We start from the raw sequence: 21,505 nt of genomic DNA on the forward strand, positions 1-21,505 counted from the left end.
CTCTTGCTCTTGCTCTTGATTGTGCTCTTGCCTCACGCCAGCCAAGCAAAGGCCGGAGCCAGGGCCAGAGCGATTCCCGCCTTCGCGGGAATGACGGCATCAAAGCAACCGCAAGAGCAACCGCAAGAGCAACCGCAAGAGCACAACGGCATTGAATACATTCGGACAACTCCTCCGCGTCACTACCTTCGGTGAATCCCACGGGCCGGCCATCGGCTGCGTGATCGATGGTTGCCCGCCCGGTCTGGAAATCAGCCCCGAAGAATTCACCCACGACCTGCAGCGGCGTGCCACCGGCAAGAGCCGCCACACCTCCGCGCGGCGTGAGGCCGATGAGGTCGAGATCCTGTCCGGCGTCTATGAAGGCCGCACCACCGGCACGCCGATCGCGCTGCTGATCCGCAACACCGATCAGCGCAGCAAGGATTACAGCAACATCGCCCAGCAGTTCCGCCCGGGCCATGCCGATTACAGCTATTGGCAGAAGTACGGCATCCGTGACCCACGCGGTGGCGGCCGTTCCTCGGCGCGTGAAACCACCATGCGGGTGGCCGCTGGCGTGGTTGCCAAGAAGTGGCTGCTGCAGCGTCTCGGCGTCAGCGTGCGCGGCTACCTGTCGCAGCTTGGCGAGATCACCCCGGCCGGTTTTGACTGGAATGTGGTCGAAGACAACCCCTTTTTCTGGCCCGATGCCAAGCAGGTGCCGGAGCTGGAAACCTATATGGATGCGCTGCGCAAGTCCGGTGATTCGGTCGGTGCGCGCGTCACCGTGGTCGCCGATGGCGTGCCGCCGGGTTGGGGCGAGCCGATCTACGGCAAGCTCGATGGCGATATCGCTGCCGCGCTGATGAGCATCAATGCGGTCAAGGGCGTGGAGATCGGCGATGGCTTTGCCAGCGCTGCGCAGAAGGGCACCGAGCACCGTGACCTGATCACCCCGCAGGGCTTCCAGTCCAACCATGCCGGCGGCATCCTCGGTGGCATTTCCACCGGCCAGCAGATCGTTGCCTCGATGGTGCTCAAGCCCACCTCCAGCTTGCGCCTTCCCGGCGCGACCGTGGATACGGCCGGCAATGCGGTCGAGGTCATCACCACCGGTCGCCATGATCCTTGTGTCGGCATCCGTGCCACGCCCATCGCCGAGGCGATGCTGGCACTGGTATTGATGGACCAGGCCATGCGTCATCGCGGTCAGTGTGGCGACGTCGGCGAAATGAGCCCACGTATCCCGGGCCAGCTCGATGACTGACCGTCGTCCCCGCGTCTGGGTGTCACAGCCCCTGTTCGACGACACCGTCGCACAGTTGGCGCTGCACTGTGATGTGGTTTCCACTGATGCGGTCACCAAGCACGACAGTGCCAGCCTCAGTGCGAATCTGGCCGACATGGATGGCGTCCTCATCACGCTCAACGAGCGGATCGGTGCGGCGGAAATCGCCAATGCGTCCGCGTTGAAGATGATCGCCAACGTTGGCGTCGGCTATAACAATCTTGATGTTCCTGCGTTGAATGCAGCTGGCATCGTTGCCAGCAATACGCCGGACGTACTTACCGAAACCACAGCCGATCTCGGCTTCTCGCTGCTGATGGCGGCCGCGCGCCGCATCGTCGAGTCCGATCGCTGGTTGCGTGACGGCAAGTGGGGGCAGTGGTCGTTCACCACCATGCTCGGCGCCGATCTGCATGGCAGCACCCTGGGCATCCTCGGCATGGGCCGGATCGGCCAGGCCATTGCCCGCCGTGGCCATCATGGCTTCGGCATGAAGGTGCTGTACCACAACCGTTCGCAGCTGCCTGCCGAGCAGGAGCAGGCGGTCGGCGCCAGCTATGTCGGTTTCGATGAACTACTGGCCAGCGTCGATCACCTGGTGCTGGTGCTGCCGTATACGGCGCAGAACCACCACATCATCAACGCTGCCGCGCTGGCGAAGATGAAGCCGACCGCCACCTTGGTCAACATCGCCCGCGGCGGTATCGTCGATGAGCTGGCCCTGATCGATGCGCTGGCCAACGGTCGCCTGGCCTCGGCCGCGTTGGACGTTTACGAGAACGAGCCGAACGTGCGTCCGGAATTGTTGGCGCTGGACAACATCGTGCTCACTCCGCATATCGGCAGCGCATCGCTGGCAACACGCCGGGCGATGGTGCAGGTTGCGCTGGACAACCTGCTGGCGGGCCTGGGCATCGGCCCGGATGCCGGCAAGCCGGTCAATGCCATCAATACCGAACTGCTGAGCAACGGCACCGCGCGCATTGCCGTTGCCGGCAAAAAAATCGACGACAAAAAACGATAGGGAGCCTCGGCAGCCGCGCGCCGGAGGTTCCCCGAACCTGGCTCGATGTGTGTCTCCCCCTCCAAACTTTCGAGTATCCCCATGAGCAATGAAGCCCGTCGTTTCCATGTAGCCGTTGTTGGCGCCACCGGCGCTGTCGGCCAGACCATGCTGTCCATCCTGGCCGAGCGCAGTTTCCCGATCAGCAAGCTGACCCTGCTCGCCTCCGAGCGTTCGGCCGGCCAGCAGGTCGACTTTGAAGGCGACAAGATCACCATCCAGGACCTGGCCACGTTCGACCCGGCCGGCGTCGAGATCGCCCTGTTCTCGGCCGGTGGTGGTATCTCCAAGGAATTCGCGCCCAAGTTCGCCGCTGCTGGCGCCGTGGTGATCGATAACTCGTCGACCTTCCGTTACGACGATGACGTGCCGCTGGTGGTGTCCGAGGTCAATCCGGAAGCAGCGAAGAACCGCCCGCGCGGCATCATCGCCAACCCGAACTGCTCGACCATGCAGCTGATGCCGGTGCTGGCGCCGATCCACCGCGAGTACGGCATCGAGCGCATCAATATCGCCACCTACCAGTCGGTGTCGGGCGCGGGCCAGACCGGTATGGAAGAGCTGGGCAAGCAGACCGCGCAGCTGCTCGGCTTCCAGGAGGTCGAGCCGAAGAAGTTCCCGATGCAGATCGCCTTCAACCTGATCCCGCACATCGACGAGTTCCTCGACAACGGCTTCACCAAGGAAGAAATGAAGCTGGTCTGGGAGACCCGCAAGATCCTCGGCGACGACAGCATCCTGGTGAACCCCACCGCAGTGCGTGTGCCGGTGTTCTACGGCCACTCCGAGGCGGTCAACATCGAGACGAAGAAGAAGATCAGCACCGAGCAGGCCCGTGAGCTGCTGGCCACCGCGCCAGGCGTGAAGGTGGTGGACGAGCGCAAGGCTGGCGGCTATCCCACCCCGGTTACGCATGCCTCGGGCACCGATCCGGTCTATGTCGGCCGCATCCGCGAGGACATCTCGCACCCGCGTGGTTTGAACATGTGGGTGGTGGCGGACAACATCCGCAAGGGTGCCGCACTGAACGCAGTGCAGCTCGCCGAGCTGGTCGCCAACGGCGGCTGATCCCCCCAACGACGCCGGCGTGATGCCGGCGTCGTTGCATATGGGCGGTACAGCGGTGTTCGAAAGGCGGGTCAGCCGTTATATTGGCCGCCATGAAACCAAGGGGCGGGGGCGCGATGCGCTCATTACAAGGTGTGCTGGTTCTCGGCCTGGCGCTGTTCAGTAGCACAGCAATGGCGTTGGGGCTGGGCAATATCCGCGTCCTGTCCAAGCCGGGACAGCCTTTGCTGGCTGAGATTCCGGTCATTACCAGTGATGCGAGCGAGCTCGACAACGCCAAGGCGGGGCTGGCATCAGCGGCCACCTTCGAGCGCGTAGGGCTGGCTGCGCCGACCGGGCTGGTAGGAGAACTGCAATTCCAGTTTGCGCAGGACCGTGACGGCCGCGCGGTGATTCGGGTGACCAGTGCCGCGCCGGTGCAGGTGGCGTCGGTGGGTTTCCTGATCGAGGTCGATTGGGGCCAGGGCCGGCTGGTGCGTGAATACTCGGCGCTGGTGGCCGCACCCGAAGCCGCAACGGCAGTGGCCGAACCGGTCATCGAAGCGCCGGCTGCGGCCCAATCCAATCTGATCGTGCGTGAGCCCGAGCCGCTGCCTGAGTTGCCGGCACCTGCCGCGCCGGTAGCAGCACCTGCGCCGGCTCAACCGGTTGCCGCGGCGCCTGCAGCGCGCCCTGCAGCGATGCCGGTGGCCAGTAGTGAAGGCCAGCTGGCTCCGGTGCAGCGCGGCCAGAGCCTGTCGCAGATCGCCCGCGAGTTGTCGCGCGAGAGCGGCGCGTCCTTGAACCAGACCATGGTCGCGCTGATGCGGGCCAATCCGGAAGCCTTCATCCGCGGCAACATCAACCTGCTCAAGCAGGGTGCGGTGCTGCGTACCCCAGCGCAGGAAGAGCTGGCACGGGTGGATGCATCCGAGGCACGTGCCATCGTTCGTGACCAGGCCGCACAGTGGCGACAGGCACGCGCGCCCATTCCGCAGCCGGCCGTAGCCGATGCTGTGGTGGCGCCGGCCAAGGCCGCTGCACCGGCAGCAGCAAGTGCGGGCCCCAGTGGTGCACGCCTGGAAATCGCCCCGGCCGTGGCCGGCGCACAACAGACTGCGGGAATGACGACCGGACTCGATGCCGGTGGCGAGGGTGACATGTTGGCCAACGAACAGCTGCAGCAAGCCAAGGAAGATCTGGCGGCACGTGACGCGGAACTGCAGGAGCTGCGCGATCGCGTCGGCGAACTCGAGAAGCTGCAGAAGCAGCAGCAATCGCTGATTGCGATGAAGGATTCGGATCTGGCCGCTGCCCAGCAGCAATTGGGTGAGGCGGCCAAGCGTGATGGCAGCAGTTCGTTTGGCTGGATCTGGTTGGGGCTGGCGCTGCTGGTGCTGGGTGCGTTGGGCTGGCTGCTGAGCCGTCGGCGCAAGCCACTGCCGGTTGCCCCGCGCGCTGATTTCGAGGCAGGAGACCTGGCCGCAGCGATGCCGGTGATGGGCGCCGCTGCTGCGCAGCAGTCGTTGCATGCAGCGGAAGTGGACGAATTCGACCCGCGGGACGAGCTCGACGCCCAGCCGTTGCCGGTCGTTGCGGAAGTGCAGCCCGAAGCCTATGAAGAACCGATGCCGGCATGGCTGAAGTCCACCCCGCCGGCCCGCGTGGAGCCGGTGCTTCCGGTGGCTGCGCCGGCGGTTGCACACAAGCCGGTGCTGCTGTTTGAGGCCTCGCGGCAGTTCGATGCGGTGGTCGAGCCCGTGCCTGCGCAACCCGAGCCGGCTGCGGCCGATGAGGCGGGTTGGCTGGCCGGTGACGTGGCTGCGGTTGCGCCGCTGGCACCGGCACCTGCTGGTCGTGAACGGCTGGAGTTGGCCATTGCCTATCTCGATCTTGGCGATGCCGAGACTGCGCGTACCCTGCTCAACGAGGTTGCTGCCAGCGCTGATCCGCAGGCACGCAGTGAAGCGCTGGAATTACTTGGCCGCATGGCCTGACGGAGAGTTGCAATGAAACGCGAGCGGCGGATTGACTACGTGGAATTCGCCTCGCGCGACCCTGCGGCGAGTCGTGTTTTCTTCGAGCAGGTGTTCGGCTGGACGTTTGAAGACTACGGCCCGGATTACACTGCTTTTGATGACGGTGAGCTGCAGGGCGGCTTCTTCCGTGGCACGCCGGCGACGACCAGCGTGGGCGCGCCGCTGCTGGTGCTGTATGCCGCACAGCTGGGCCCGCTGCTCGAGGTCATCGCAACGCAGGGCGGTGAAGTGGTCAAGCCGATCTTCACTTTTCCCGGTGGTCGGCGGTTCCAATTCCTGGAACCGGGTGGCAACGAACTGGCTGTGTGGTCAGAGCGCGACAACGACTGAGTTGGGCATGGTTCCACCGGTTCCAACAAGATCAGAGGTTCAATGATGCGCTATGCGCTGGGCGTGGAGTACGACGGCAGCGAGTTCAAGGGCTGGCAACAGCTTGGCGAGCACGGCTGCGCGAGTGTGCAGGCCACGTTGCAGGAGGCACTGTCTTCGGTCGCCAATGCGCCGATCAGTGTGGTGTGTGCAGGGCGTACCGATGCCGGCGTGCACGGTGAATGCCAGGTCGTGCACTTCGACAGTGATGTCGAGCGTGCGCCGCGTGGCTGGGTGCTGGGTACCACCACGCGGTTGCCGCCGTCGATCTGCGTGCGCTGGTGCGTGCCGGTGGTGGATGAGTTCCATGCGCGGTTTTCGGCCAAGGCGCGACGTTATCGCTACCGTATCCTCAACCGCCAGGTACGGCCGGCGCTGTACCGGCAGATCCTGAGCTGGGATCGGCGCCCGCTGGACGCTGATGCCATGCATCGGGCGGCGCAGGCGCTGCTCGGTGAGAACGACTTCGGTGCATTCCGCAGCGCGCAATGCCAGGCCTTGCATGCCCGCCGTGAATTGCAATCGATCGCCGTGCGGCGCCAGGGCGAGGTGGTCGAGGTCGAGGTCCAGGCCAATGCCTTCCTGCATCACATGGTGCGCAACATCGTCGGTTCGCTGATGATGGTGGGCGCTGGCGAAAAGCCTGAAAGCTGGATCGGGGAACTGCTGGCAGGCCGTGATCGCAACCTGGCAGGGCCAACCGCACCGCCGCAGGGCCTGGTATTCGTCGGTCCGCTGTATCCTGAGCTCTGGAAGCTGCCGGACGAGGTGACACTGTGAGCCGTACGCTGTTTCGTACCCGCATCAAATTCTGCGGCATGACCCGCGCAGGCGACATCCGTCTGGCCACCGAGTTGGGTGTGGATGCCATCGGTTTCATCTTCGCCAAGGGCAGTGCCCGCAGGGTGGCACCATCCGAGGCGCGCGCCATGCGCCAGGCGATCGCACCGATGGTCGAAGTGGTGGCCTTGTTCCAGCAGAACAATCGCGAGGAAGTTCGCGAGGTGCTGCGCGCGGTGCGGCCAACCCTGTTGCAGTTCCATGGCGACGAGGACGATGCGTTCTGCCGCAGCTTCAACATGCCGTACCTGAAGGCGATTGCGATGGGCGGACGCAGCGACGTCACCGCGCGCGGGTTGCAGCAGATGTATCCGCATGCCGCGGGCTTCCTGTTCGACAGCCACGTGGCCGGTGGCAGCGGCGGCACCGGCGTCGCCTTTGACTGGTCGCAGATTCCGCCCGGTGTGCACCGGCCGTACCTGCTGGCCGGGGGGATTCGCCCGGAGAACGTGCACGACGCCATTCTCGCGACCCAGCCTTGGGGCGTGGACGTGTCCAGCGGCATCGAGGTGTCGCCGGGGATCAAGGACGGCTACAAGATGCGCCAGTTCGTCGAAGAAGTACGCCGCGCCGACCTGCATGTCGAGCAGGACTGAATACGCGCGCTGAGCGTGGCGATGTATTGCACTGGTGCTGCCCGGGCTGCCGCACTTTTGGGATCCGGTCGCAGGGCATGTCCGGGCTGATTCCCTTATGATGGTGTCCACGGCGACAAGCACGGATGCCTGTGGGAAACGGATGTTGCTGTCACAGCTTGCAGGCTGGGGCAGTTCCCGCTGAGCAGCTGGGCGCCACAAGGAAAGTGTGCATGGCGGAGTTTCTGGAAGTAGCGCTGTCCTACCCGACGTTGCCTTACAGCGTCGTGTTCGCGTTCGCTGTCATCTACTGGTTGCTGGCCGCGACCGGTATCGTCGATGAGGGTGGCATTGGTAGCGGCGACGGCGCCGACTTTCATTCCCATGGCGGTGAGCATGGCGCGACCGGCATTGCCGCGATGTTCGCGCGGCTCGGCCTCGGTGGTGCGCCGACCATGCTGGTGGTGTTGCTGCTGGCCTTTTTCGGCTGGACCATCACCTATCTGGTTCAACTTTTCTTCCTGCAGTCACTGCCGGTGCCCCTGCGCTGGGGTGTCGGCACGGTGGTGGCCATTGCCGCCTTGATTCCCGGTGCGGTGGTGTCGGCCTGGGTGCTGCGGCCAATACGCCGATTGCTGCTCAAGCTTCGGCCGGTTGCCCAGGAGTCCATCCTCGGCCGGTTTGCCCAGGTCACCTCACCGGAAGTCACCGCCACGCAGGGCTATGCCAGCATGGATGACGGCGGTGCCGGCCTGATCCTGCATGTACGTACCCGCGAAGGCAGCCGTTTGCCGCGTGGCCAACGTGTAAGGCTGGTGGAATACCTGCCCGACAAGAATCACTACCTGGTGGTCGCCGATACCGACCTGCCAGGCTTGGACGTTTTCCCTTCTGATGTATCAGGCGACAAGGAGATCCACTGATGAGTACTGCTGCGCTGGCCCCTTTCATTATCGGGGTTGCTGCCCTGTTGGTGTTTTTCCTTGGTTTGGCGGGTTTGTTCAAAGCCTTCTACAAGAAGGTTGACCAAGGCACCGCGCTGATCGTGAACGACATGAGTTCGCAGCCCAAGGTGCACTTTACCGGCGCCCTGATCATTCCGGTGCTGTACCGCGCCGAGCACATGAAGATCAGCCTGATCACCCTGCAGGTTGATCGCCGTGGCAAGGAAGGCCTGATCTGCCGCGACAACATGCGCGCCGACATCACCGTGGCGTTCTACCTGCGCGTCAACGAAACCCAGGCCGATGTACTGCGTGTGGCCAAGGCCATCGGTGCAGACCGCGCCTCGGACAAGAACGCGGTGGATGACCTGTTCAACGCCAAGTTCTCCGAAGCCTTGAAGACCGTGGGCAAGAAGTTCGACTTCACCCAGTTGTTCGAGAAGCGGCAGGAGTTCCGCGACGAGATCATCGCGGTGATCGGCAATGACTTGAATGGCTACGCGCTGGAAGACGTGGCCATCGACTACCTGGAGCAGACCCCGAAGTCGCTGCTTGACCCGAGCAACATCCTCGATGCCGAAGGCATCCGCAAGATCACCGAGCTGACCGCCGCGCAGAACGTGATCACCAACGAGCTGGCGCAGAACGAGCGCCTGGCCATCACCAAGAAGAATGTCGAGGCCAAGGAAGCCACGCTGGCGCTTGAGCGGCAGCAGGCAGAGGCCGAGGCACGCCAGCGCCGTGAGGTGGAAACCATCCGCGCCCGCGAGGAAGCCGAGACCCTGAAGGTGCAGGAAGAACAGCGCCAGCTGTCCGAGAATGCCCGCATCGAAGCGCAGCAGCTGATCGACATCCGCGACCAGAACCGCCTGCGCGAAGTGGAAGTGGCCGAGCAGAACCGTCAGCGCGCCGTTGCCATCGAAGTCGAGCGCGTCGCCCGTGCCCGCCAGCTGGAGCAGGTCACCACCGATCGTGAAGTGCAGCTGCAGGGCGTGGAGCGCGACAAGGTGGTCGAGCAGGGCAAGATGGATGTTGCCAACATCACCCGTGAGCGCATCTCCATCGACAAGACCGTGGCGCAGGAAGAAGAGCGCATCAAGGAAGTGCGCCAGGTATCGGAAGCTGACCGCCTGAAGCAGGTCGCCATCCTCGAAGCCGAGGCGCAGGCGCAGGAAGCCATGCTCAAGCAGGTCAAGGAGGCCGAGGCCAGCGAAGCTGCTGCCAAGCACCGCGCGGTGGAGATCACCACGCTGGCGCAGGCCGAATTCGATGCCGCCGGCAAGCAGGCCGAAGCCAAGAAAGCACTGGCCGATGGCGTGCGCGCCGAGCGTGCCGCGCCGGGTCTGGCGGATGCACAGGTCAAGGAAGCCAGCGCGCTGGCCATCGAGAAGGTTGGTATTGCCGAAGCCCGCGTCGTCGATGCGATGGCCGACGCCAATCTGAAGCAGGGTACGGCCGAAGCCAAGGTGCTGGCCGAGCAGCTGGCCGCGCGTGCGCAGGGCGAGGAGCAGATGGGCCGTGCCAAGGCAACGGCAACCGAAACGCTGGGCGTGGCCGAAGCCGCGGTCATCGAGAAGAAGCTGTTCGCCGAAGCCGACGGTTTGACCCGCAAGTTCCAGGCCATCGATTCGCTCGGCGATACCGCACGCGGCCACGAAGAGTTCCGCATGACCCTGGAAACCGGCCTGCGTCAGGCCCTGGCGGCGATCGATGCCGGCAAGGAAGTGACCAAGGAAAATGCCGAGGTCATCGCCAGTGCGCTGCGCAACGCCAGGATCGACATGGTCGGCGGCGACGGTGGCATGTTCGAGAACCTGGTCAAGGCGGTGTCGCTGGGCAAGTCGATTGAGGGCCTCACCGACAAGAGTCCGATCGTGCAGGACCTGATGCAGCGCTACCTGGGCGTGGACATGTCCGCGCGCGGCCTGCCGGCCCGGCGTGGTGCCGATACGCCGGCGATGGAGTCGGACGCAGGTTGAGCGTTGGCGTGCCCCGCGCGGGTGCACCGCGTGGGGCGTTGATGCGTCGCTTGGCTGGAGCTGGCGGCACACGAGCATGAGGGCGTCGGGGATTCCGTCCCGAGGGCGGAATCTGCCGATGTCAGAGCAGGGAACAATCGATGGCCGATACAAATCTGGACGCTGCCGCTACGCCGGAAGGCGGCTCCATCGCCGATCAGGCGGTGGCGCAGGGCGGTGCCTATGAGGTGCTGCGCAAACGTCTGAGCGATCAGGGCGCACGTCTGCGGCAGGTGGTGGACGCGCTGAACCAGCGCAGGCTGCAGGAGTTCGGCGACAGCCGGATGGAAGTGATCGGGCGCTTCCGCATCCGCAGCGAGAACAACTGCGTTGGCCGCGATGTGGTACAGGTCGGCGACGACCTGCTGCTGTTCGGCTACAACGTCTTCATCGGCTTGAAGACACAGACCCGCATCGAGGATGTGTTCGGGCTCTATCGCCTGGTGGACGGTGCCGAAGGCTACGACGTCACCCCGGTGGACCTGAAAAGCAGTTTCCTGGCCCAGGCGGGCTTCGTCCACGATTTTGGTGAGCTCTACGCGTACTACAAGAATGCGCGCCTGCTGCAGCTGATCGTGCGCGACGGCAAGTTGCTGGCTGCCTTCCAGATCGGCGAGCGCAGCACTGATGTGCGCGTATTCCGCTGGGCGATGGCACCCAGTGGCGAGCTGACCTACATCGATGCACGTGGCGAGCGTGATATCGCGCTGCCGCCGCCATTCGACTTCGAATGGATGCGTGCCGGCCGCGACATGTTGATCACCGGTCGCTTCCCGCACCTGAACATCCTCGACACCATCTTCGTCGAGACCACCGGTGGTGACCTGACCATCAAGGTCGAGAACAATACCGAGACCGGGAAGGGCGTTTACAGCGAGCCGGTCGAGGACAGCACGCAGTCGGTGGACGACGCGACCATTGACTTCGCCAAGGTCGGCTCGCTGATCTTGCTGAAGATCCAGCCGTACCGCGAGGACAGCTGGCGTGGCCTGATCTACAACACGCTGACCGGCAAGGTGGTGCGCAACGACGCCATCGTCCAGGCCTGCGTGCAGCTGCCCGATGACCATGGCGTCATCTTTCCCGGTGGCTATTACCTGCAAAGCGGCGAGCACAAGGCGTTCGATGCCTCGATGCAGGGCATGCGTTACAAGCGCTCGATCCGTTCGCCCAATGGCGAGGACATGCTGTACATCTTCTACGAGCGCGAAGCCGGCAAGTCGGCGCTGTTCGTCTACAACAGCATCCAGCGCGTGCTGCAGAACCCGGTGTTCGGCATGGGCTACGCCTTCATGCGCGATGGCCGGATGGTGCTGTTCAATGCCGAGAACGAGGAACCTACCCGCGTCCACCCGATGCAGGTCTGGCAGACCCCGTTCAGTAGTGATGAATTCGCTGCACATGCACCCACCGGCACCAGCTTCATGGCCCGCATCGGCAATGCCGAGCTGGTGCGTGGCATCTCGAATCTGCTCGATCTCGGTCGCGAGATCGACAGCCGCGAGGTGTCGCTGCCGCGCTACGAGCTGCTGACCCATAACGCGCGCCGTCTGTTTGACACCCACCATTGGCTGGATGATGCCAACTGCGACGGTGCCGCGACGCTGCTGCGCGAGATCAGTGCGACCGGCGAGTCGATGCTCGACGAGTACGAGAAGGTCGAGAGCATCCGCAAGCAGTCGGCGCAGGCGATGGCCGAGGTCACCGCTGCGCACAAGACGCTGCTGGGGCGGTTGCAGCCGCAGAACTGGACGAAGATCGGGGAGTTCGTCGAATCGCTGGGCGACATCGGCAAGCTGCGTGGCCGCCTGCTGACCGTGCGCGATTTCCGTTACGTCGACGTCGCCGCCATCGATGCGATGAACGTCTCCTTGCAGGAGGCGCATGACCGGGTTGGTGCGGCGGCGGGTGAATTCCTTGGCAGCGACAAGGCGCTGCAGCCGTTCGCTGATCGATTGCAGGAGCTGGATGCCGCCGCGCAGGTGGCGCAGACCGCCAAACAGTTGTCCGAGCAGATCGCGCAGATGCAGGTGATGTCGGGCGATCTGGACATGTTGTCCGAGCTGATGGCCAGCCTGAAGGTGGACGATGCCGCGCAGCGCACGCGCGTGGTCGAGGCCATTTCTGCCATCTACGCCAAGCTCAACCAGGCGCGCGCACGTGCGGATCAGCGCCGTCGTTCATTGGGTTCGGCTGAAGCCGTGGCGCAGTTTGGGGCGCAGTTCTCCCTGTTCAGCCAGGCCATCACCAGTGCGCTGGGTTTGGCGACCGATCCGGAGCGCGCCGACGAGCAGTTGTCGCGATTGATGGTGCAGCTGGAAGAACTGGAAAGCCAGTTCGGCGAGCACGAACAGTTCCTGGGCGACATCCTCAACAAGCGTGAGGAGCTGCTCGATACCTTCGAGTCGCACAAGCAGACCTTGTTGGATGCGCGCCAGCGCAAGGCGCAGTCGGTACTGGACGCAGCCAACCGCATTCTTGATGGCCTGGCCAAGCGCACCGAGCGCTTCACCACCGTTGATGAGCTGAACGCGTTCTTCGCTGGTGACCCGCTGATCCTGAAGTTGCGTGAGCTCGCCGATCGCCTGCGCGACTACAAGGACAGCGTCAAGGCCGACGACGTGGAAGCGCGGCTCAAGGGCGTGCGCGACCAGGCGGTGCGGGCGCTGCGTGATCGCAGTGATCTGTTCGAAGGTGGCGGCAACATCATCCGTCTCGGCCGACACCGTTTCAGCGTCAACACCCAGCCGCTGGATCTGACCATCCTGCCGCGCGGCGATGGTCTGGCAGTACATCTCACTGGCACCGACTACTACGAGGCCATTGTCGATCCGGAGCTGGAGGAGCTGCGCGACTATTGGCCGGTGACGCTGGATTCGGAATCAGCCGCGCTCTATCGCGGCGAGTATCTGGCAGGTCTGCTGCTGGATGCGGCCATCAACGGCCGCGATGGCCTGAGCGTGGAGCTGTTGCTGCGTGAAGCCGCGCAAGCCGATGCGCTGGCCAAGCGGGTGCGCGATTTCGCTGCGCCACGTTACCGCGAAGGCTACGAGAAAGGCATTCACGATCACGATGCGACGTTGATCCTGCAGGCGGTTCTGCCGCTGTATCAGGCGGCCGGTTCGCTGGTGCACGCGGCGGGTCCACGCGCCCTTGCCTTGCTGTTCTGGGCGCGTGAGGGCAAGCGCGAGGAGGTGAGCCAGTGGTTGGAACGCGCCGCCGGTGCATTCGCCATCGCCAAGCTGTTCAATGTGCGGGACGGGCTTGAAGCCTTGCGCACGGAGATCGCATCGGCGTTGGCGGGCTTCCAGGACGAGCATGGCTTGCCGTTCGATAGCGGCGTGCCGGCTTTGGCTGCCGAATACCTGCTGTCGGAGCTTGGCAACGGTGAGCCAACTTTCTCCTTCAGCGGCTACGCGCGGCAGCTGCTCAGCGGCCTGCGCGAACAGCTGCAGGCTGCCGGGCAAGCGGATGCATTTGATCGCAGCCTGCAACGTCTGAACACACGACTGGCCCTGCAATGGGCGCAGGCGCTGCAATGGTTGCAGGCGATGTGTGGCCAACCGAAGTTTGCCGCCATGGCCGGCTATGTGCCGGAAGCCGCTGCGATGTTGCTCGGCGAACGGGCCTTGCGCAGCAAGGTACGCGAGGTGACCTTGATCGCCGATGTCGCTGGCCTGCTCGGTGAGCATGCGCGCGTCACCCAAGGCCACCTGCAATTGGCGGTGGATGATTTCCTGCAGCGCTGGCAGTCGCATCGCCGCCAGTTCCAGCCCGGCTTCGAGCGCTACCAGGCACTGCGCCACCGCATCAGTGCGCGCGAACGCGATTCCCTGCGATTGAACGAGTTCCAGGCCCGACCGCTGAGCTCGTTCGTTCGCAACAAGCTGATCAATGACGTCTACCTGCCCATCATCGGCGACAACCTCGCCAAGCAGATGGGCACGGTGGGCGAGAACAAGCGCAGCGACCTGATGGGCCTGCTGATGATGATCAGTCCGCCCGGTTACGGAAAAACCACATTGATGGAATACGTGGCCAACCGGCTCGGCCTGGTCTTCATGAAGATCAACGGCCCGGCGCTGGGGCACGAGGTGCGCTCGCTGGACCCGGAGCAGGCACCGGATGCCACCTCACGGCAGGAGCTGCACAAGCTCAACCTGGCGTTGGAGATGGGCAACAACACCATGCTGTATGTCGACGACATCCAGCACACCCATCCGGAGTTCCTGCAGAAATTCATTTCCCTGTGTGACGGCACCCGTCGCATCGAGGGTGTGTGGAAGGGCCGCACCAAGACCTACGACCTGCGCGGCAAGAAATTCTGCGTGGTGATGGCCGGCAACCCGTATACCGAGTCCGGTGAAGTGTTCAAGGTGCCGGACATGCTGGCCAACCGTGCCGATATCTACAACCTCGGTGATGTACTCGGCGGCATGGAAGAGGCCTTCAAGCTCAGCTACATCGAGAACAGCCTGACCTCCAGCCAGGTGTTGGCGCCGATGGCGACCCGCGATCTGGCCGACCTCTATCTGCTGGTTGACAAGGCTGGCGGCAAGGAGGTGTCGACCAATGCACTCAGCCACGCTTACAGCGGTGCGGAGATCAACGAGATCGTCGCCACCTTGCAGCGGCTGATGCAGGTGCGCGAGGTGGTGTATCGGGTCAACCAGCAATACATCGCCAGCGCCGCGCAGGCTGACAAGTACCGGGTCGAGCCGCCGTTCCGCCTGCAGGGCAGCTACCGCAACATGAACAAGCTGTCGGAGAAGATCTCGCCGGTGATGAATGCCGCCGAGCTGCAGCAGCTGGTCACCGACCATTACCTCGGCGAGTCGCAGCTGTTGACCAGTGGCTCCGAGGAGAACCTGCTCAAGCTGGGTGAGCTGCGCGAGGTATTGGATGCGACGCAGCTGGCGCGCTGGGAGCAGATCAAGCGCGACTTCATGCGCGACAAAGCGATGGGCGGCGACGATGCCGACACCGGTGCGCGCATGGTCGCGCAGTTGGCCGATATTGCCAGTGGCCTGCAGGGCCTGCGTGCTGATGAGCCCACGCCGGTTGCACCGCTCGCGCCGCAGGTCGAGGTGCCGTGGGAGCAGATCGTGGCCTTGTTGCAGTCGGTTGCCGAGCGTCCCGCAGCGGTGGTCGCAGCACCGCCTGCGGCAGTGGCGCCGGTTGCACCAGTGCAGGATCTGACCCCGTTGTTGCAGGTATTGGCGACAGCCCAGCAGCGCCAGGGCGAGATTGGTGATGCCCTGGCTGGCTTGGCCACGCAGCTGCAGGAGTGGCTGTCCAAGGACGGCGGTGCGGCCAGCAAGCCAGCACCGCGCGTGCGGCGCGCGCGCACGCCGGAAGAGAAGGCGTTGGACGAAGCGCTGATGCGGCATTTCTACGGCGGCAATGTGGTGGTGCCGGGGCAGCAGGGCAGTCGTGGCAATGAAGCGCCGGACGATGCCTGATGTGATGCCGCCAGTGTTGCCGCTGCCACCGCAGCCGCCGCTGCAAGCCGATGATGCGCTGGCTGTGGCCAGCTACGGCGCGGACCTGCTGGTCGCGATCGAGCAGCTGCTGGGTACGCCGCAGGCCGGAATGGCTGCGGCGCGGCTGGTCGCGGAGATGGACAATATCCGCCAGGCGATGTCGGCAGCCGATGGGCGCCAGATCCGCCGTTCGGTGGGATTGCTTGGCCGCTTGTTGGGGCGTGATGTCGAGGCGCAGGCGCGGGCCGAGCAGCTGGCGGCCCAGCTCGATGTCTGTCTGTTACGTGCCGACGACTGCGTACATGTTCTGCAGCAGGAGCTTGGCCAGCATCTGCAGCAGGTCGGGCGGGTGCAGATGGCAGTGGTTGCCATCGATGATTGGGCTGCTGCCGGTGAGGCGATACCGCCGCCTGCCGAGGTGGTGGCGCAGGCCACCCTGCAGCGACGCCTGCAACATCTGCGCGGGCTAGCCCGGCTGCGGCAGTCCGAGGCCGAACAGCTACGCCTGCTGCACGCCCAGGGCGTGGAGCTGGTCGAGCGTTACCTGCGCATACGCGACGTGTTGTTACCACTTTGGCGGCAGCAAAGCCTGGCTGCGCGCGCCGCCGACAAGCAGGCGCAACTGGAACAGGCTGCCCAGGTGCAGGCCCGGATTCTCGACGAGGTGACGGCGATGCAGGCTAGACTGCACTGAGAACCATCCTGCACATGATTGCTCGCGCGCCGTGTGGCGCCATTTGCTCAAGGAGAACTGCTGATGACCCAGGACACTTTGCCGCTGCCGGCCGGCCCTTCCGCCGATGTTGATGGCACCATGCTGGTCGCCTTGGGCCTGAGCGAAGCGGATCGCCCGCAGATAGCGCAGATCGTGCGCACGCTGGACGACATCAGCCCGGGCAACCTGCACGTATTCGGCCGCGACGCGGCGGGCAAGAGTGCGGCCTTCTCCAGCCAGTTGCTGGACCATGTGCGCAACCGCGACCTGGATGCCTCGGGCGAGAAGCTCGGTGAGGTGGTGCGTATTGCCCGCTCGCTGAAGCTGGACGGTTTGAGCGAGCGTTCCAAGGTGCCGGTGATCGGTGGCCTGATCGACCGCATGCGCGCCTCCAAGGGCGAGCTGGTGCAGAAATTCAGCGACACCAACCAGCAGATCGAACAGTTGCTGCGTGACGTTGGCGCACAGCAGGCGCAGATGGGCCAGCGTGTCGGTGAGTTTGATCGCATGCATGTCATCGTCCGCGACGAACGGCAGAGTCTTGGCCTGCACATCGCTGCCGGCAAACAGCGCCTGGCCGAACTCAACAACGAGTTGCACGCGCTGGTTGGCCTGGAAGATCCGCAGTCGCGCATTCGGCGTGGCGAGATCGATAACGCGATCCGCCTGCTCGACAAACGCGTGGGGGATTTGACGGTGATGCAGCATGCGGCCGACCAGTCGCTGCCGATGATCCGCCTGATCCAGGCCAATGCGATCCAGCTGATCGAGAAATTCAACGCCGTGCGCGACATCACCATCCCGTCGTGGAAGCGCCAGTTCGCCATCCAGCTGTCGCTGGGCGAGCAGAAGAATGCGGTGGATCTATCCAATGCCATCGACGATGCCACCAATGAACTCATGCGCCGCAACGCCGACCTGATGCGCCAGACCTCGGTGGAAACGGCCAAGGCCAACCAGCGTGCGGTGATTGATGTGGCCACCTTGCGTCATGTCCACGAGCAGTTGATCGCGACCGTGGAAGAAGTGCGTAGCATCCATCGCGAAGGCATGCAGCAGCGGCAGCAGGCGGAAGTCGAATTGGCGCGCCTGCGTGAGGACGTGCAGCAGCGGCTGGCACAGCCGACGCAGGGCAGCTGAATGTAGGAGCGGCGTCAGCCGCGAAACCACTGATGCGTCAGATACAGCTGACGCCAGCGCTGTTGCCCCCTCCCTTTGCCGAAGACAAGGCTTGTCTCCCTCCCTTTTGCGTAGCAAAGGGGAGGGTTGGGGAGGGGTAAGCTCCGAGGCCTTTCAAGCATTGCCAGCTTCGCGGCTGACGCCGCTCCCACAAAGGCCAAGAGCGCCTACAAAAGCTGCTTGCGCAGCCAATCCGTCAACGCAGCCACTCGCGGATCGTGCTGGTCACCCGCAGTGCACAGCGCCCAGCAGCCTTCCGTCTCAACAAAGCTCCACGGCGCGATCAGGCGGCCGTTGACCAGGTCATCAGCGACCAGGGGTTCAGGCGCAATCGCGATGCCCAATCCGGCGACCGCCGCTTCCAGCATGTAATACAGATGCTCCAGGCCGGTCCCATAGGTCAGTGCATCCGCATCGATGCCATTGCGTGCAGCCCAGGTCGGCCAGGCCTGGGGGCGCGAGCGCGTATGCAGCAGCGAGTGGTCGCGCACCGCTTCAACAGGCTGCCGGGCCAGCACATGGGCGCCATGCATCGACGGACTGAATACCGGACCGATCCGCTCCGGCGCCAACGTGTGCACCTGCCAGCCGTCGGGCCAGGGCGCCTGGCCGAGCATCAGCGCTGCATCCAACCCGTCCAGGCGCGGGGCGAAATCGCCGTCCTGTGCCGCCAGGTGCAGGGTCAGGCCGGGCAGGTCGCGCTGCAGGTCCTGCAGGCGCGGGATCATCCAGCGGGCCAGCAGGCTGCCAGGGCAGCCCAGCACGAAGGCGTCATTGCGCTGCGGTCGTCGCAGCGAGGAAATGCAGTCGCGCAGCTGCGAGAACGCGCCGGAAGTTGCTTCCAGCAAGCGATGGCCGGCGGCGCTGGGGCGGATGCCGCGGCCGTCACGTTCAAACAGGGTCAGTCCCAGTTCTTCCTCCAGCGCCCGCAGTTGCCGGCTCACCGCGCCATGGGTGACATGTAGCTCGGCGGCGGCCTGGCTGACACTGCGCAGCCGTGCCGCAGCCTCGAAGGCACGCAAGGCATTGAGTGAAGGCAGGGATTGACGGGTCTTCATGTGAGTTTTTCTAACATGTGGTGGCTGAATTATCCATTTTTATGTCATCGGCCCTGCGTTAGAGTGCTTGCCTGTTCCTTGTAGCCGTGACGTCATGACTGATCCGTCGATCTCCGATTTCCATGCCTTCCCTGATGCGCGTGGGCACTTTGGCCGCTTTGGTGGCAGCTTTGTCGCCGAAACCCTGGTCGGGCCCCTGCAGGAGCTGGCAGCGGCCTACGATCAGGCGCGGGTCGATCCGTCCTTCATTGCTGCCTACGACAAGGATCTGAAGCATTACGTTGGCCGTCCCAGCCCGATCTACCACGCCGAGCGCCTGAGCAAGGACGTAGGTGGCGCGCAGATCCTGCTGAAACGTGAGGACCTGAACCACACCGGCGCACACAAGGTGAACAACACCATTGGCCAGGCCTTGCTGGCCGCGCGCATGGGCAAGACCCGCATCATCGCCGAGACCGGTGCCGGCCAGCATGGCGTGGCCTCGGCCACGGTTGCGGCGCGACTGGGCCTGGAATGCGTGGTCTACATGGGCGCCACCGATATCGAGCGGCAGAAGATCAACGTCTACCGGATGAAGCTGCTTGGCGCCACGGTGGTACCGGTCAGCAGCGGCTCGGCCACGCTCAAGGACGCGCTCAATGAAGCGATGCGCGACTGGGTCACCAACGTGCGCGATACCTTCTACATCATCGGTACCGTCGCCGGCCCGGACCCGTACCCGCGCATGGTGCGTGACTTCAATGCCATCGTCGGCCGCGAGGCGCGTGCGCAGATGCTGGAAGACTACGGCCGTCTGCCCGATGCGATCACCGCATGTGTTGGTGGCGGTTCCAATGCCATCGGCCTGTTCCATGCCTTCCTCAATGATCGCGAGGTCAAGATCTACGGTGCCGAAGCTGCCGGCGATGGCATCCATACCGGCCGCCATGCTGCGTCCATTTCGGCCGGGCGCCCGGGCGTGCTGCACGGCAATCGCACCTATGTGTTGTGCGACGACGACGGCCAGATCACCGAAACCCATTCGATCTCCGCCGGCCTGGATTACCCGGGCGTCGGCCCCGAGCACTCCTTCTTGTCGGATACCGGTCGCGCCCAGTACGTGGGCATCACCGATGAGGAAGCGTTGGCTGCCTTCCATCGCCTGACCCGCATCGAAGGCATCCTGCCGGCGCTGGAATCCAGCCATGCGGTCGCCCATGCGATCAAGCTGGCGCGCGAGTTGCCCAAGGATGCGCTGGTGCTGTGCAATCTGTCCGGCCGTGGCGACAAGGATGTGCATACCATCGCCGCGCGCGAAGGTCTGGTGCTGTGATGGCTGGCTTCGCGAATCCCCGTTTGCTGCGCACGCCTCTGCTGCTGGGCCTGGTCGTGGCCTTGGCGGCATGTACGCCGTCAGTTCCCGCGCCAGAACCTGCTGTTCCTGCAGCTTCGCCTGCGGTTGCTGCCGCGCCCGCGGCAGCAGCGGCGTCCCCGGCAACCGCCCCGGTGGCGAGCCCTGCCACCAGCGCCTCCGCTGGCCTGGGGCAGTTGGGTGAGCTGCGCATCGGCGCGCCGTTCGGCAAGGCGCCGGGAGACAAGGCGTTCGTCTCGCACGGCATGCGCGAGGCGATGGAGGGCGACTGCGAGTACTACGACAAGGGTTCCTTGCCAGAGAACATTTCGATGATGGTGATCGCCGACCGCATCGTGCGTTTTGACGTGAACGAAACTTTTGAGCCTGGCCAACAGGTTGCCGAGCCTGCGTCTGGTGCCGAGGTGACGCCGTTCCACCTGTGGGTGGGCATGACGGTCGCCGAGGCCAAGCGGCGTCTGCCTGCGGGCGTGGTGACCAGTCCGCACGCCTATAACTCGCCCAATGGCGATTACCTGACCTGGACCGACAAGACCGCCAACCTGGCCCTGCGCCTGGAAACACTCGATGGCCTGGTTACTTCCATTTACTGGGGCCAGCCCGATGCGGTCGAACTGATTGAAGGATGTGCCTGAGATGGCTGTTACCCGAATTGACGAATGTTTCGCCCGCCTGCGCGCCTCCGGCCGCAAGGCGCTGATTCCCTTCATCACCGCTGGCGATCCCTCGCTGGAGGCGACCGTGCCGGTGATGCATGCGCTGGTCGAGGCCGGTGCGGACGTGATCGAGCTTGGCGTACCTTTCTCCGACCCGATGGCCGACGGCCCGACCATCCAGCGCAGCTCCGAGCGCGCCTTGGAGCGCGGGGCAGGGCGCCAATATGTGTTTGATGCCGTGGCGCGCTTCCGCCAGACCAACACGACCACCCCGGTGGTGTTGATGGGTTATCTGAATCCGGTCGAGATCCGCGGCTATGCCCGTTATGCCGAAGAGGCGGTGGCGGCAGGCGTGGACGGCATTCTGCTGGTCGATCTTCCGCCAGAAGAGGCTGATGAGCCACGCGCCGCGTTTGCCGCAGCCGGCCTGGCCTTGATCCTGCTGGCCTCGCCGACCAGCAGTGATGCCCGCCTGGACAGCCTGTGCCAGGCGGCGCAGGGCTATCTGTATTACGTCAGCTTTGCCGGCGTGACTGGCGCGTCCGAACGTCTGGACAGCAGCGCGGCTGGCGAACGCCTGCGACTGCTGCGTAGTCGTTCCAGTGCACCGGTGGTAGCCGGCTTCGGCATCAAGGACGCGGCCAGTGCGGCGGCAATGGCGGTGGATGCTGATGGTGTGGTGGTCGGCAGTGCGCTGGTCTCGGCAATAGCTGAGACGGAGGGCCCGGCGGCTGCGGCTGCTGGGTTCCTCAAGCCGCTGCGCGAAGCGCTGGATCGCTGAGCGGCGTCACCTGTAGTGGGGGGGGGGGGGGGGGGGGGGGGGGGGGGGGGGGGGGGGGGGGGGGGGGGGGGGGGGGGGGGGGGGGGGGGGGGGGGGGGGGGGGGGGGGGGGGGGGGG

16 protein-coding genes are annotated in these 21,505 nt (G+C 64.6%); 15 read left to right on the top strand and 1 reads right to left on the bottom strand.

Going from position 1 to position 21,505, the window contains the following annotated elements:
• Positions 1-151: 151 nt before the first annotated feature.
• The 12 genes from aroC (at position 152) to ACVOLI_RS16630 (ending at position 17,503) form a co-directional block, all read left to right on the top strand.
• A complete protein-coding gene (gene aroC, locus ACVOLI_RS16575) occupies positions 152-1,249 on the top strand; it encodes a chorismate synthase (protein ID WP_481615250.1) in 1,098 nt (365 codons plus the stop codon).
• Positions 1,242-2,294, top strand: a complete 1,053-nt coding sequence (locus ACVOLI_RS16580; RefSeq protein ID WP_481615251.1) for a 2-hydroxyacid dehydrogenase — start codon at positions 1,242-1,244, stop codon at positions 2,292-2,294. Before aroC ends, ACVOLI_RS16580 begins: the two co-directional genes overlap by 8 nt.
• An 81-nt stretch (positions 2,295-2,375) precedes the next feature.
• Positions 2,376-3,401, top strand: a complete 1,026-nt coding sequence (locus ACVOLI_RS16585; RefSeq protein WP_481615252.1) for an aspartate-semialdehyde dehydrogenase — start codon at positions 2,376-2,378, stop codon at positions 3,399-3,401.
• A gap of 116 nt (positions 3,402-3,517) precedes the next feature.
• Entirely contained in the window at positions 3,518-5,377 is a 1,860-nt protein-coding gene (locus ACVOLI_RS16590; protein WP_481615253.1) for a FimV/HubP family polar landmark protein, read from the top strand.
• A 12-nt stretch (positions 5,378-5,389) separates the two neighbouring features.
• Entirely contained in the window at positions 5,390-5,749 is a 360-nt protein-coding gene (locus ACVOLI_RS16595; protein ID WP_481615254.1) for a VOC family protein, read from the top strand.
• 45 nt (positions 5,750-5,794) lie between these two features.
• A complete protein-coding gene (truA, locus tag ACVOLI_RS16600) occupies positions 5,795-6,568 on the top strand; it encodes a tRNA pseudouridine(38-40) synthase TruA (protein ID WP_282266643.1) in 774 nt (257 codons plus the stop codon).
• The gene (locus tag ACVOLI_RS16605; RefSeq protein ID WP_296246060.1) at positions 6,565-7,224 is read left to right on the top strand and encodes a phosphoribosylanthranilate isomerase; all 660 of its coding nucleotides are present in this window, start codon (positions 6,565-6,567) and stop codon (positions 7,222-7,224) included. The genes truA and ACVOLI_RS16605 overlap by 4 nt, the downstream gene beginning before the upstream one ends.
• A 212-nt stretch (positions 7,225-7,436) precedes the next feature.
• Positions 7,437-8,126 (top strand): hypothetical protein, encoded by a 690-nt coding sequence (locus ACVOLI_RS16610; protein WP_481615255.1) that lies wholly within the window; start codon positions 7,437-7,439, stop codon positions 8,124-8,126.
• Positions 8,126-10,126: a flotillin family protein gene (locus tag ACVOLI_RS16615; RefSeq protein WP_481615256.1), complete on the top strand. Its 2,001-nt coding sequence runs from the start codon at positions 8,126-8,128 to the stop codon at positions 10,124-10,126. The genes ACVOLI_RS16610 and ACVOLI_RS16615 overlap by 1 nt, the downstream gene beginning before the upstream one ends.
• A 140-nt stretch (positions 10,127-10,266) precedes the next feature.
• Entirely contained in the window at positions 10,267-15,627 is a 5,361-nt protein-coding gene (locus ACVOLI_RS16620) for a DNA repair ATPase (RefSeq protein WP_481615257.1), read from the top strand.
• On the top strand, positions 15,605-16,342 hold the full coding sequence (locus tag ACVOLI_RS16625) for a hypothetical protein (RefSeq protein WP_481615258.1): 738 nt from the start codon (positions 15,605-15,607) through the stop codon (positions 16,340-16,342). The genes ACVOLI_RS16620 and ACVOLI_RS16625 overlap by 23 nt, the downstream gene beginning before the upstream one ends.
• 63 nt (positions 16,343-16,405) lie before the next feature.
• Entirely contained in the window at positions 16,406-17,503 is a 1,098-nt protein-coding gene (locus ACVOLI_RS16630) for a toxic anion resistance protein (RefSeq protein ID WP_481615259.1), read from the top strand.
• 206 nt (positions 17,504-17,709) lie between these two features.
• Here ACVOLI_RS16630 and ACVOLI_RS16635 read toward each other — a convergent pair whose 3' ends face one another.
• On the bottom strand, positions 17,710-18,600 hold the full coding sequence (locus ACVOLI_RS16635; protein ID WP_481615260.1) for a LysR family transcriptional regulator: 891 nt from the start codon (positions 18,598-18,600) through the stop codon (positions 17,710-17,712).
• Positions 18,601-18,694: 94 nt separating this feature from the next.
• Between ACVOLI_RS16635 and trpB the strand changes: the two genes are divergently transcribed.
• The 3 genes from trpB (at position 18,695) to trpA (ending at position 21,388) form a co-directional block, all read left to right on the top strand.
• Positions 18,695-19,912, top strand: a complete 1,218-nt coding sequence (trpB, locus tag ACVOLI_RS16640; protein WP_282266633.1) for a tryptophan synthase subunit beta — start codon at positions 18,695-18,697, stop codon at positions 19,910-19,912.
• A gap of 173 nt (positions 19,913-20,085) precedes the next feature.
• The gene (locus ACVOLI_RS16645; RefSeq protein WP_481615261.1) at positions 20,086-20,586 is read left to right on the top strand and encodes a hypothetical protein; all 501 of its coding nucleotides are present in this window, start codon (positions 20,086-20,088) and stop codon (positions 20,584-20,586) included.
• Position 20,587: 1 nt separating this feature from the next.
• Positions 20,588-21,388, top strand: a complete 801-nt coding sequence (gene trpA / locus ACVOLI_RS16650; RefSeq protein ID WP_481615262.1) for a tryptophan synthase subunit alpha — start codon at positions 20,588-20,590, stop codon at positions 21,386-21,388.
• Positions 21,389-21,505: the final 117 nt, after the last annotated feature.

It is taken from the genome of Stenotrophomonas sp. STEN029 (assembly GCF_056760015.1).